The 13,364-nt window shown below is 38.6% G+C and carries 13 protein-coding genes; 9 read left to right on the forward strand and 4 right to left on the reverse strand.

Going from position 1 to position 13,364, the window contains the following annotated elements:
- Nucleotides 1-45: 45 nt before the first annotated feature.
- Both EHQ31_RS02960 and EHQ31_RS02965 read right to left on the reverse strand, forming a co-directional pair.
- Nucleotides 46-1,494, reverse strand: a complete 1,449-nt coding sequence (locus EHQ31_RS02960) for a DUF748 domain-containing protein (RefSeq protein WP_135569436.1) — start codon at nt 1,492-1,494, stop codon at nt 46-48.
- Nucleotides 1,495-1,576: 82 nt separating this feature from the next.
- Nucleotides 1,577-2,005, reverse strand: coding sequence for a hypothetical protein (locus EHQ31_RS02965; protein WP_135569438.1), 429 nt, complete (start codon nt 2,003-2,005; stop codon nt 1,577-1,579).
- A 47-nt stretch (nt 2,006-2,052) separates the two neighbouring features.
- Between EHQ31_RS02965 and EHQ31_RS02970 the strand changes: the two genes are divergently transcribed.
- From EHQ31_RS02970 to EHQ31_RS02985, 4 genes are all read left to right on the forward strand, one after another.
- The gene (locus EHQ31_RS02970) at nt 2,053-3,060 is read left to right on the forward strand and encodes a hypothetical protein (protein ID WP_135569440.1); all 1,008 of its coding nucleotides are present in this window, start codon (nt 2,053-2,055) and stop codon (nt 3,058-3,060) included.
- Between the two features lie 171 nt (nt 3,061-3,231).
- On the forward strand, nt 3,232-5,052 hold the full coding sequence (locus tag EHQ31_RS02975) for a GAF domain-containing SpoIIE family protein phosphatase (RefSeq protein WP_135569442.1): 1,821 nt from the start codon (nt 3,232-3,234) through the stop codon (nt 5,050-5,052).
- Nucleotides 5,053-5,061: 9 nt separating this feature from the next.
- The gene (locus EHQ31_RS02980) at nt 5,062-6,486 is read left to right on the forward strand and encodes an ammonium transporter (RefSeq protein WP_135569444.1); all 1,425 of its coding nucleotides are present in this window, start codon (nt 5,062-5,064) and stop codon (nt 6,484-6,486) included.
- 38 nt (nt 6,487-6,524) lie between these two features.
- Entirely contained in the window at nt 6,525-7,163 is a 639-nt protein-coding gene (locus EHQ31_RS02985) for an LIC11874 family lipoprotein (RefSeq protein ID WP_135569446.1), read from the forward strand.
- Here the strand turns inward: EHQ31_RS02985 and EHQ31_RS02990 are convergent.
- The gene (locus EHQ31_RS02990) at nt 7,160-7,906 is read right to left on the reverse strand and encodes a menaquinone biosynthetic enzyme MqnA/MqnD family protein (protein ID WP_135582921.1); all 747 of its coding nucleotides are present in this window, start codon (nt 7,904-7,906) and stop codon (nt 7,160-7,162) included. The two genes, EHQ31_RS02985 and EHQ31_RS02990, sit on opposite strands and share 4 nt — an antisense overlap.
- A 71-nt stretch (nt 7,907-7,977) precedes the next feature.
- On the opposite strand from EHQ31_RS02990, the gene EHQ31_RS02995 reads away from it, so the two are divergent.
- Nucleotides 7,978-8,835, forward strand: a complete 858-nt coding sequence (locus EHQ31_RS02995) for a CheR family methyltransferase (RefSeq protein ID WP_135569450.1) — start codon at nt 7,978-7,980, stop codon at nt 8,833-8,835.
- Nucleotides 8,836-8,840: 5 nt separating this feature from the next.
- Here EHQ31_RS02995 and EHQ31_RS03000 read toward each other — a convergent pair whose 3' ends face one another.
- Complete coding sequence (locus tag EHQ31_RS03000) at nt 8,841-9,353, reverse strand: HIT family protein (RefSeq protein ID WP_135569452.1); 513 nt, start codon at nt 9,351-9,353, stop codon at nt 8,841-8,843.
- A gap of 72 nt (nt 9,354-9,425) precedes the next feature.
- Here EHQ31_RS03000 and rsmH point away from each other — a divergent pair, with 72 nt between their 5' ends.
- From rsmH to mraY, 4 genes are read left to right on the forward strand one after another with little or no spacing between them, the layout of a single operon-like run.
- Entirely contained in the window at nt 9,426-10,370 is a 945-nt protein-coding gene (rsmH, locus tag EHQ31_RS03005) for a 16S rRNA (cytosine(1402)-N(4))-methyltransferase RsmH (RefSeq protein ID WP_135569454.1), read from the forward strand.
- Entirely contained in the window at nt 10,358-10,714 is a 357-nt protein-coding gene (locus tag EHQ31_RS03010; RefSeq protein WP_135569456.1) for a hypothetical protein, read from the forward strand. Before rsmH ends, EHQ31_RS03010 begins: the two co-directional genes overlap by 13 nt.
- On the forward strand, nt 10,711-12,237 hold the full coding sequence (locus EHQ31_RS03015) for a UDP-N-acetylmuramoyl-L-alanyl-D-glutamate--2,6-diaminopimelate ligase (RefSeq protein ID WP_135569458.1): 1,527 nt from the start codon (nt 10,711-10,713) through the stop codon (nt 12,235-12,237). The genes EHQ31_RS03010 and EHQ31_RS03015 overlap by 4 nt, the downstream gene beginning before the upstream one ends.
- 10 nt (nt 12,238-12,247) lie before the next feature.
- Nucleotides 12,248-13,360, forward strand: a complete 1,113-nt coding sequence (gene mraY, locus EHQ31_RS03020; protein WP_135569460.1) for a phospho-N-acetylmuramoyl-pentapeptide-transferase — start codon at nt 12,248-12,250, stop codon at nt 13,358-13,360.
- Nucleotides 13,361-13,364 lie beyond the last annotated feature (4 nt).

Raw genomic sequence — 13,364 nt, forward strand, 5'->3', positions numbered from 1 at the left:
TTTATACATTGAGAAAAGTGAAGGAACGTTGAACGTTTCTTTATATCAAAATCCCAATCCTTTGAGTGCATCTCCTGCACCTGGTAATTTTTTTAAGGCTTCACTAGCTTTCCCTTTGATGACTTCTTTCACAGCGCCACCAATTAAATCGGTTAAGGATCCAAGCCCTACACCTAATTCTACATTGGGATTACGAATATCTCCATAAGTGCGGAAGGGAATAAACAACCGGTCCTCTTTCACTAAGTTTCCAACAATTTTATTTCGTATGGCCTTGGGATCTCCTTGGCCTTTGGTTGCTTGTTTGATTTTTTCATCCACAGAAGCTAAAGACTTTTTGGATTCATCTTCATCATATAACATTCCCATTTTCATTTCATGGTAATTGGTTGTGGTGATGATATAGGATCCTTTGGTGATTTGTAAGTCGTAGTTTTTCGTTGGGAAGGTTGGTTCGTCGAGGAAGGTAACTTTACCGTTGCTATATTCCACTTGGAAGGATACGTCTTTTTTTAGTTCCGCTTTTTCTTTTAGTTTATCTAGTTTTAATCCTGCTTGGCTCATGGCTGGCAATTCACCGGCAATGGCATCAAAAGCCGCAAATCCAGAGAGAAAAGAATCTTCTTTCATGGTAACTTCATAAATCACTTTAGGATTCACTAGACCTGTTTTGACGACAAAAGGTGTGACTTTTCCTTCGGTTTCAAGTAAAAACTTGGCAGCTTCTTTTTTGTTTCGTCCTATGATTGTAACATCGGCATCAAAATTCACATTCACATTGTTATGCGAATTAAGATCACTTCCATCAATATCAATGTCTTTTAATTCTAAATCCAATTTTTGAATTTGAATCTGTTGGCCGGTTTTTCTCATATTCACTTGGATGTTTCCATCTTGAATCCCAACAAGACCCATTTTAATAGCAATCGGAATGTCTTTGATAGAAAATGGACCTGATGGCGGGGCACTCGCTTTTTCTTTTGCCTCTTCTTCCTCTGCTGCTTTTTTCTCCGCTAGAGCTTCTGGTGATAGGGCAGGATTTTTTTCACCATCCACAATTTTTGGTGTTTTGAAAAGGGAAGTTAAATTGTTCCCACCATCCTCGTTCATGGTTAGAGAAATTTCTGGATTTTTTAGAACAATTTTATTTACCTTTAAGGTTTTGGTCAGAAGGGCTAAGAAGGAAATTTTAACATCAGCCTTACCCAATTCGATAAGCCCTTTTGGTTTGGATTTTCTTTCGTCGAGCGGAGTGCCTTTGTTTGCCACTTCATCTCTCGGAGCAATTACAATCCCTTGAATTTCAATTCCCGATAGAACATTAAAAAGGTTGATATTAACAGATTCGACATGGGCCCTTACATTGATGGAAGACTCAATTTGTTTTACCAAAAAGCTTGGAGTAATGAAACTCCCAGCAAAAACTAACGCGATGATTACGATAAGCAGAATGAAGCCTACAATAGCACCAATTCCGTAACCTATTTTTTTCATATTTTCTCCTAACTTCGACACGAAAGAGTGGACTTGAGGTTAAGACAAATTTGGTATCTGTAAAGTAAAAAAGGGAAAGAATTTAATTCAAAAACCGAACCGAGCTGATGATATTGGTTAGTTGTTGGAAAAGTTCATCTCCCACTTCTTCATCAGAATTGTAGGTAACCAGAAGCATTCTTGTATGATTGGCCACCATATACACCATCCACACTCGATCTTCTTTTAAAAATTCACAGGCACGAATAGAAGAACCTTCGTTATTCTCAAAAACAGCAACATTTTCTGCATCGTAATCAATTTCATGTATTTTTAAATAGTTTTCCAACTCGTAGTCTACGTTAAAATCTTCCTGTTTCGATTCGAAGGCATAAACCTGTAGGGCTCCTCCGCCATTTGGATGGAAAAAAGCAGGAATTTCTTCGACTACCATATGTTCCCAGGTAGCCGGGAAAAGAAAAGAATACCAACCTTGTGGGGAACGAAATTGTTTGTACATAGGTTTTGTCATTGGAAATCCCTTTTCTTTCCAATAAATCTTTGCAGTAATGGCAGTAAATGATTTTCAAAAGAAAATGGTATTTCCCAGTCATTGGCCTTTTCCTTTCCACCAGTTTTTGCGGAAGTCTTTTGGCACAAGTTTCTGGTTATGAATCCGCTTACCCCTCTGCTTATTTACTTGGACTTTCTTCCAGTGGAGTTGTCTCTTCCCATTCCTTGGGTAGTATTTACGGAAACACTGCTTTTTTAAGTAATCAATCGAAACATATTTTAGACGGTGGAGTAAGCAGTAGTTATGCGAATCCAAAATTTTCGCCTCTTTATCTTTCTGGAGCTGCTTATTATTCTTATTCAGATTCATTAGGTTTTGGATTTCGAGGCAAACCAGTTTTTCTAAGATCCTTTCCTTCGGACGAACGTTTTTCTAATTATGCTTTCCAAGGTTTCCTTAATTGGAAGTGGAATGAGAATCTCTCTTTTGGTCTGCAGTTAGGACCTGGAGTTTCAGGAAGAATCGGTGGATATAGTTCTTATTCTTGGAATGTTTCTGCATCCGCGGCGTTTCAATATGGAGACTTTCGATTCGGTGTAATTTTAGAATCTCCAGGGACTTACCGCTTTGATAAATATTTAAAAACGGAAAAACTGAAAGAAAGGTTACCGGAACGTTTGTTAGTTGGTTTTGGTTATAAAATCAATGATTGGCTAGATTTACAGGTGGAAGGAAATCGTACCTTTTTTGAAAGATCTCATATTTCTATGAATGGAAAGGATCAATCTTTTCAATATCCAATACATACGATGTATGCAGGTAACATAGGTTTAGCGATTGGTAAAATAGAATCTTTCCAAATCATTACAGGTTTAGGAAAAGAGTTTCGTGCGGAAAATTCCCTACGCGGTTTTTATACGGCATCACTTGGATTGGCAGGTTCGATTTTTCCAAAAGAATGGGGGGAAGGGTATTTATTTGCTCTCTCCATTCAAAAATCAGGAATCAGTGTGCCCACAAGAGACGGAGCCGAGACACGAATCGCCTTTCAAATCCAAGCCCAGTTTCAATGAAGAACACCATTTGCTTAAATTATAGGCAAATTGGATGGTTTCCATAAATGATTCTTACCCCTTACGCTGAACTTAGATACAGAATGTAGAGAAATATAGGATAATCTGACTTCTTTAGGCGAGATGCACTGTCGGTACGATACTTGCATCTAAATCAGAAAGGTATCCTATATGGTTGATTTCAAAGTTTCCAAACGAATGCTCGTCAACTTCCGCGGACAAAACAAAGTCGTGGGAGGATTGACAGATAAAGATAAAATTGCGATCCTTCTCTACATTTCCAAAGAATTTGCCAATTTAGATAGAGAAGACCAACTTTTCTCCAAGGTCATCCTGATTTGTCAGGAAATTTTTGAGTCGGACAATACAACACTTCGACTTTGGGATGGGGAGTATTTAGTTCCCGTCAAGTTTGTCAAAGAAACAGAACCCCCGCGTAGAAATTTAAAATTGGGCGAAGGATATTCAGGAACTGTTTTTGAAACCAAAGAACCAATTCTTGTAAACGATCTTTCTCGTTCGGCGCATTACTTCGATGAGGGGGAAACCACAAAATCTGTGATGTGTGTTCCGATTATGCAAAAAGAGGAAATCCTCGGAACCCTCGCCGTTGAAAGTGAACGTGAAAATTTTTATATTATTGATGACTTAGAAATTTTAGAAGCACTCACTTCCCAGTTGGCACTCGCTCTTTATGGAGTTAGGCTAATTGAAGGACTTGTCACAGCAAGGGCAAGAGAAGCCGCCATTTTAAACCAGTTAGAATGGGATTTAAAAATGGGTCGTAACGTTCAAAGTCAAATTCTACCTCAGGACCTCAGTGCTTGGAACGGAATTTATTTTGCAAGTCATTACGAACCTATGGCAGAGGTAAGTGGAGACTTAGTTGATATTGTAAGACAAGGTCATTCCTTAACCGCCATTAACATTGATGTGTCGGGGCATGGAATTCCAGCTGCCTTAGTTACTATGGCCATCCACCACCAGTTCCGTAGGTCTGTGATGGCAGGACTAGGCCTGACTGAGATTATGGAAGAACTTGGTGAAAAACTGAGAGAACAACTTCCGGAATCTACCTATTTCACCGCATTTATGGTTCGAATCTTTAGTGATTATACCTTTGGTTATGTGAATGCTGGCCACCAACGAATGTTACACTATAAAGCTGCTGATGATACTTTCATTCAGTATGATACCAAAGGTGTTCCACTTGGCATTCTTCCTGTCCGAAAAATTGATTACGAAGAAAAACAAGGAAAACTAGAACCTGGTGATTTTTTACTCTTAATTTCAGATGGATTTAGTGAACAAAGAAACCATTTAAAAGATGAAGTGGGAGTGGACCGAATCCTTACATGGTTACAAGACGAAAGAGAACGCCTAGTTATGGAAGGAAGAGGAAAAGTTGATCTTAAAAAATTATCAAGTGCCTTTGTGGAACGTTTTAGAGCCTACCAAGGAGATGTTCCGAATGGTGATGATTTAAGTTTTTTATTCCTATATTGTGGGGATTCGATTCCGGAAGCTTCGCATTACATACAAATGGCGAAACAATCCAATTCCAAAATGAAAATGGAAGAAGCTTATGCCCAAGCCCTAAAGGCATTCAGTATTGATTCTTCTTTAAAAGAAATTTTAGTCTTTTTGGGAAAAATGTACTATCGAGATGGAAAATACAATGAAGCCATACGGTACTTAGAAGAGTATTTAAGAACCTCAGGGGACAATACGGCGGCTTCTCATTTTATGATGGGACGGGCTTATTACAAGGCTGGAATGATTTCTGAAGCAAAACGAGCGTTAAAGATGGCTTTATCAAGCGATCATAGTTTTGCCAAAGCAAGTATACTACTTGCACAATGTTATTTGAAAGAAAATGCGAAACCAAAAGCAATCAAAGTGTTGCAACAAGGCGTAAAAAACACACCTCAAAGTTTGGAATTAAAAACCTCACTGTTAAGGTTAGAATCACACTCGCAAAAAGTCGGTTAAGGAAAGTTTATGAAAAAGATTGGAATATTATTTAGTTTAACGATCCTTCTTTTTGGCTCTGTTATTGGAGCCGAAGAAGTAACAAATGATGCAGAGAGTTTAGAGACTCTAGCAAAAGAAATGGCAAGTATCAAAACTTCATTAGCGGAAACAAAACTTGCTTTAGAAACAACGAAACAAGAAGCCAACTGGGTATGGACTTGTATTGCAGCCTTTCTAGTGTTTTTTATGCAAGCAGGTTTTGCTTATGTGGAAGCAGGATTCACTAGAGCAAAGAATGCGGTGAACATTCTTATGAAAAACTTTTCTGATTTAACGGTGGGTGCAATTGCTTATTGGGTCATCGGTTTTTCTATTATGTTTGGTCCGCAATTACTTACCGGCTTTGGAGTGGGTGTCCCATCTTTTGCGGAAAGTCTCATCAATACCGAAGATGGAAATATGGATCCTTCCAAATACACATTCTTTATCTTCCAAATTGTTTTTGCCGCAACAGCTGCCACGATTGTTTCGGGAGCGATGGCAGAGAGAACTAAATTTTCAGCCTATTTAGTTTTCTCTATTATCATTACCGCTTTTATTTATCCAATTTTTGGATCCTTTGCTTGGGGAAGCCTTCTCGGAATCTCTACAGGGTTTTTAGAATCTTTGGGTCTCGGTGGAGGTGAAGGAGTGGGTTTTCATGATTTTGCTGGTTCCACTGTCGTTCACAGCATTGGCGCTTGGGCAGGACTTGCAGGTGCCATTGTTGTCGGTCCTCGTATGGGAAAATTTCAAACCGATGGCAGGGTCTATCCTATCCTTGGTCATAATATGTCAATGGCAGCGCTAGGTGTTTTTATCCTTTGGTTCGGCTGGTTTGGATTTAACCCTGGTTCAACTACCTCTATTGAAGGGGGAAGTTTTGCAAGGATTGCCGTTGTCACTCATATGGCAGCTTGTGCAGGGGCAATTGCAGCAATGATTCTTACTTGGTTATTATTTAAAAAACCAGAAATAGGATTAACTTTAAACGGAGGACTGGCAGGTCTTGTGGCCATCACCGCCCCTTGTGATGTAGTGACCATCACAGGTGCAGTTTGTATTGGCGCCGTGGCAGGAATCCTTGTCATTGTTTCCGTTCTCTTTTTAGATAAAATCAAAATTGACGATCCCGTGGGAGCCGTTTCTGTGCATGGAGTCTGCGGTGCTTGGGGAACCCTTGCCGTAGGTCTTTTTAGCGTAGATACTGGACTTTTTTCAGGAGCTGGATTTGCTCAGTTTGCAGCCCAAGCCATTGGGGTTGCCACAGCATTTCTTTGGGCCTTTCCAACCAGTTTTGCCGCATTCTATATCATTAAAAAAACCATTGGCCTACGTGTTTCCGAAGAAGAGGAATTGTTAGGTTTGGATATTTTAGAACACGGAAACGAGGCATATCCCGTTTCTAAATAGTCCTTGACCCTAGGTATTCTTTATGGGATGCCTAGGGTGTGTTCCGTTTTCCTTTATTACTCGTTATATTTTTCGTAGGTTGTTTTGAATACGAGGAGACAATCCTTTTTCGCAAATTAAGTTCTGGTACAGTTGAGATATCTTATACTGTTCCTCTAAAAAAAGATTCCTACGACTCGCTCATTAAATTTTTACCAACTTCTAAAGAAGAAATCATTTCTTCTGTCAAAAAAAAGTCGAATAACAGCTTACAGGTGAGAGACTTTACCTTTCGTGAATTAGAAAAATCAGAAACAACAGATTTGTATTTCAAACGAAAAGGGAAGGTTTCTTACAAACTTGATTTTGAAGATCCTTTACATTTAGAGGGAGTTTTAATTGGAACTTTTTCGATCAAATCTAAACCCAGATCCTTAACTGTGAAAAGAGATTTTCCTAATTTAACAGACAACGCCATTTTAGATACGAGTGTGGGAGAGAAAAAAATTATTTCTGAAACTTCCAGGCTTCTTAGGGAGGGACGTATCCAATTTAAAGTTTTATTTCCAAAAGATTCTGAATGTAGTTCTAACCGAGGTTTTATTGGACTTGGAAATTTAACTTACCAAATTCCTTTACCTGAAACTTTGGAAAACCCTGAATCAAAAACCTGGGAATATAAAATTCGGTTTTTTTAAACCAGATTTAATTCTTTTGCGGTTTTAATAAACAAATCAAAACCATCTAAATTTTTCTGTTCTGGGATAAAATGTAACTCTTGTTTTAGATATCTGTCGGTAATGGCAATCGGTAGTCTTTTTTCTTCTTTGATGATGGAATCTAACTCTTTTAGTCCAAACTCCAAAGCTGTTAAAAACAGACGATCGTCCCAAACCTTACCTTTAGGAAAGGCCCAAAAGGCAAAACAGAAATACAAACCTGTTGACTGGTTCCACCACTCTGCAAGATCCACCACTTGGTATCCAGGAACCGGAGTCTGTAATAAAGCATGGTCACCAAATAAAAGATGAGAACCTTTTCCTTCATCCATCATTTGGTAAATTTCCTTGGCGGGGGTGGGAATCACTTCTACCAGTTTCCCGAACTCTCTATACAGTAGGCATTGTAATAGAGCGACACTTGACCGAGATCCTTTGTCTGTATATACCACTTTGGGTAGTCCAAGTTCTGATTCATGTCTAAAAAAGAGAACTGACCTCACCACATCTCTGGCACAAACTCCTACTATTTTTGTGAAATCTAAACTTTCCCGATTCCTCTCACATTCCACTGAGGAAACTAGGGCACAGTCAAGCTCTCCACGTTTTAGGAGTTCGATAAGGACACTAGGATTCTCATAAATGGGTGTATATCCGGAAGTTCTCTCAAAATAGAGGGTGAGGGGGCGGGCATTCAGGTGTTTTACGATGCCAATTTTCATTATCTAATTACTCTTCTAAAAAACAACTTGTCAGAACGGAAAAAGAGTGTCGAATCACTTACGAGGGCAAATTGGACTTTCGAACATCTTTAAACACAATCGGTGATACCGAATTTGAATTCATTAAAAATTTAGTGTACAAACAAGCTGGGATTTTTTTAGCACCACATAAAAAAATCATGGTCCAGTCCCGACTCAATGCTAGGCTTCGCACTTTAGGAATCTCTAGTTTTGAAAACTATGTAGCCAAGTTGAAATTGGATCCAAAGTTTGCGTCCGATGAAATGCAGGAACTTATCAATCGCATAACAACTAATAAAACAGATTTTTTCCGCGAAAACCATCACTTTGAATTTTTAAAAAACCAATACTTCCCAGCCTTAGAGCAAGCAGCCGCAAATGGTGGCTCAAAATCCCTTCGTATCTGGTGTTCTGCCTCATCCACGGGAGAAGAGCCTTATTCGATTGCGATTACGGTTTATGATTACTTTCATACAAAGCCAGGTTGGAATTGCAAAATTTACGCCTCGGACATTGATACCCAAGTCATTACAACTGCCAAAAAAGGCTTGTATCGGGACGATCGTTTGGAGCCTGTTTCGGATGCTATGAAAGCTAAACATTTCACGAAATCAATGGAAAAAGACCATGTATTTTATGAAGCGAAACCTCATTTAAAAGCGTTAATCGACTTTAAACAAATCAATCTTTTACACTTTCCTTTTCCCATCTCAGAAAAATTGGATTTAATCTTTTGTCGAAACGTTGTTATCTATTTTGATAAACCAACGCAAAAAACATTGTTTCAAAATTTCGAAGCCAGTTTGAAACCAAAAGGGTATTTAATCCTCGGGCACTCAGAAACAATGTTTGGAATTTCGGATAGTTTTAAATTCTTAGGACACACGATTTACCAAAAGAAAGACTAAAAATTTTAGTCTTCTTTGGCCCAAAGTTGTTTGAGGTCATCCCACATTTGATAAGGTTCATAGATGACAATCCTTGTATTGGAAAGTACATCTAAAAATCCAGCTTCATTGGGAAATCTAGGCACAATGTGTTCATGGATGTGGGGGATAGATCCTCCACTATTTTTTCCAAGATTATAACCGATATTGAATCCTTGGACTTTCCACTGTTTCTCTAAGATCCTCATTGTTTTTTGTGTGAGTTTATGGATATCCAGAGCCTCTTCTTCGGTTAGCTCCAAGTAATGAATGATATGTCGTTTGGGAAAGATAATGATATGGCCAGGATTGTATGGGAAGAGATTGACTGAAACTATGGAGAGTTCTGTCTCTGCAATGGTCAAATTTGGTACAATTTCGTTTTTGTCCCGAACCCCGCAGAGAATGCAGTCTACATTGGGTCTATCCCCTTTGGCATAACCCAATTTTCCTATGCTGAACAGGTTTTTTCTAAGAGAATGTTCTTCATAGGAACTCATTTGTACTTTCAATCTCCCCAAAGGATTAAAGGATTGCAAGGATTTTGACAAGTATACAGTAAGAAAGTAACAGTGTCAGAATCTCCCCATATCCCAGTACTTCCTAGAGAAGTGATCGAATTACTCCAAAAAACGGAAAACACCGAACCCCTATGGTTTCTAGATGGAACTGCCGGAGAAGGTGGACACTCCAAACTCATTTTACAAACCTTTCCCAAGGCAAACCTCATCCTGATCGATCGTGACTCCGTTATGTTAGAGCGGGCAAAAAACGAAATCATTTCTGTCATCGGATCTCTGGACCGAGTACACCCTTTTCAAATGAATTTTTCTGAAGTGGATCAGGAACTATTGGATTCGGTTGGCTGCCCTGGACTTGATGGTGCCCTTGTTGATTTAGGAGTTTCTTTATTTCACTTCCTCCATTCGGGCAGAGGATTTACTTTTAAAAATGATGAACCATTGGATATGAGGTTAGAACCACAAGTCGGAAGAAAAACTGCTGCCGACGTGATTAATTATAGCACAGTTCTTCATTTAAAAAAAGTGTTTTGGGAATACGGAGAGGAACGTTGGGCCCTAAAAGTTGCAAATAACATAGTCCAGGCGAGGCATAAAAAAAAATTCGAAACTAATACCGATTTAGTAAAACTGGTTGAGGCATCCATTCCCAGAAAGTTTTGGCCCAAAGAATCACATCCTGCGACGAGAATTTTCCAAGCCTTACGAATTGAGGTGAATGAAGAACTATTACATGCAGAAAAAGGAATTCGAGCGCTTGCTGATTTGTTAAAAGTCGGAGGGGTACTTTCGTGTATTTCTTTTCATTCCCTAGAAGATAGAATTGTAAAATGGACTTTTCGAGACCTAAAGGCAACCGACCATTTTGAAATCCTAACCAAAAAACCTATCTTACCAACAGATTCAGAAATACGAGAAAACAGAGCCTCTCGGTCGGCAAAATTAAGAGGGATCCAAAAGATAAATCCGATATTAAATAAGAGATGGGAAAGGTGAAAGAAAAATTCAAAAACATACCAGAACTGGTAATCGGTTTTTTCTCACCGTTAAAACCTTTGTTGGTTCTATTTCCTTTTTTTATCTTTTTTTATTCAATGGTTTGGCAAGGGCTCACAAAAGCTAGACTCACAAGACAGATTCATGAAAGAACTTCCACCAAAGAAGAACTCAAACGTAAAAACGATGAACTAAAAATCGGAATCGTTACTTATACCTCCGCAGAAAGAATAGAAACTCTCTACCGTAGGACTTACCAATTTTTACCCATAAGTTTGGGCAATCGTACAGTTACTATAGAACTCCCTCCTATCCCAGAAAAGGGTACGAAAGAAAAAGAATGAAACTATCAGAAATTTTAAAACGAATTCCCGATGTAAAACTCATCAGTGGGGAAGGTTCCTTGGAAGTTGATTATATTTGGGGAGATAGTCGCAAACTAAAACCCAATGATCTTTTTGTTCTTCCAGAAGAGACAAATGAAAAACAAGAACTATTTCTGAAGATGGCAATAAAACATGGATCCAAGGTTGTCCTTGTTTCTAAACGTCATTTAAAATTAAAAGGTTTGGAATTATTTTCTGCCATTCTGGAATCAGAAGATTCGGTAGGAGAAGCACACGGTAAAATCGCTTGTTTACTTGCAGGAAATCCTGCCAAAAAAATGAAACTTGTGGCAATCACAGGTACCAACGGAAAAACTTCGTTAACTTTTATTCTTTTCCACCTAGCAAGAAAAGTGGGAAAAAAAGCTGCTCTTATTGGAACAGTACAAATTCAAATCATGGACCGGGTATTGGAATCAGGATACACAACACCTGATGCTTCTTCTCTCAACTTATTACTCAAACAAATGTTAGAAGAAGGAATTGAATATGTATTTATGGAAATGAGTAGCCACGGTTTAAAACTGGGTAGAGTGGCTGGCCTTGAGATCACTTGTGCGGGATTTACGAACCTGACACAAGACCATTTAGATTTTCATCCAAATATGGAAGATTACTTTGAAAGTAAATTTAAAATCTTTCAACTCCTAGAACAATCCTCTGTTAAAAATAAATTTGGGCTTGTTGCCGGTGATGTTTCCTACGGGGATAAAATGGTAAAACGCATTGCCGAGGCAAACTTAAAATCGCCCATTTATATTTTGGGAAAATCAGGCGAGTTTAATTATACAAATACTAAACTTTCCCTATTAGGAAGCGAATATCGGTTCCATAAAAAAGCAAAGAACCTTCCTTTTATTGAAGTGCGGAGTATCAAAACAAATTTACTCGGCAATTTTAATGTTTTTAATACCTCTTTTGCGTTATCCATTGCTTATGAATTGGGTTTTCCTTGGGAAGAAGTGATTTCTTGTTTGGAAACAATCCCGACAGTACCTGGTCGCTTTCATGTGGTATCTTTTCCCGATAGGACTAGGATTGCCGTTGTGGACTATGCTCATACACCCGATGCTTTGGAAAATATCTTAAAGAGTTGCGTGGAAATTGCTCCCAAACAAATCATTTGTTTATTTGGTTGTGGGGGAGACAGAGACCGTACGAAACGTCCACAAATGGCAAGGATTGCCGAAACCTTTGCCGATTTTGTCATTCTAACCTCAGACAATCCAAGGACAGAAGAACCTGAATCCATTTTAAATGAAATTGAATCTGGATTTTCTCGTGGCTTTCAAAGGTATGAAAAAATCACAGATAGAAGGAAGGCCATCCAAAGAGCGGTAGGATTACTGGAACGAGATGGAATTTTGGTAGTTGCTGGCAAAGGCCATGAAACTTACCAAATCATAGGAAAAGAAAAAACAAAATTTGTGGATTTTGAAGAGATAGAGAATTCTTTTCAAAATTTAGGACTGAGTCGATAGGGGAAATAGAATGTTCCAGTGGATTTATGAATCGTTTGGAAACGATTATGGTTTCCTAAGAGTTTTTAGTTATGTGACTCTCCGCGCAATGATGGCGGGGCTTACTTCTATGTTCATCACCTTCCTTTTTGGAAAGGCTTTGATATCGTTTCTTCTATCTTTGAAGTTTCGCGAATCTGTTCGTAACGATGGGCCACAGTCCCATGCAGCGAAATCAGGAACACCAACGATGGGGGGACTTATCATGATACTTTCCCTAACCGTCTCCACTCTGTTATGGGGGAACTTATCCAATTTAAATGTTTTATTACTATTAGTTTCTGCCATTTTATTTGCGGGTCTCGGGTTTACAGATGATTATATGAAATCTGTGAAAAAAATCAAAGGAGGGATGAGGGCAAGGACTAAATTTGTTGTAACCATCTTCTTTGCTGTTTCGATCACCACACTCTATTTTTATTTTACTGGAAAAGCAAATACAGTTCCAACCAAAGGAACAATATTTACAATTACTGATTTGTTCCTTCCCTTTGTAAAAGGTCCTGTCTGGAATTTGGGATTTTTTGCAGTTCCATTTGCGATTATCGTATTAATCGGAAGTTCTCATGCGGTGAACTTAACCGATGGTCTGGATGGACTGGCATCAGGAACTGTTGTGATTGCCACCGCTACCTTTGCACTCATTTCCTATGTTTCAGGAACACCATCTGCGGCAAACTATTTGCACATTCCCTATTTACCTGGTTCCCATGAATATGCCGTATTTCTTGCGGGACTTTCGGGAGCCTTACTTGGATTTTTATGGTTCAATTGCCATCCAGCACAAGTGTTTATGGGAGATACAGGCTCTTTGTTTTTAGGATCTACTCTTGGTCTTGTTGCCATTATGTTAAAAAAAGAGATTTTACTTGTGATTCTAGGTGGTATCTTTGTGGCAGAAGCTGTAAGTGTCATTTTACAAGTAGGTTCCTTTAAATTAACGGGAAAACGTATTTTTAAAATGGCACCACTTCACCATCATTTTGAATTGTCAGGTTGGTCAGAAGAAAAAGTAGTGATTCGTTTTTGGATTATTGGAATTATACTTGCGATCATCACCTTATCCACACTAAAAATCCAATAGTCGA

This window comes from Leptospira montravelensis (assembly GCF_004770045.1).
GTDB classification, from domain to species: domain Bacteria; phylum Spirochaetota; class Leptospiria; order Leptospirales; family Leptospiraceae; genus Leptospira_A; species Leptospira_A montravelensis.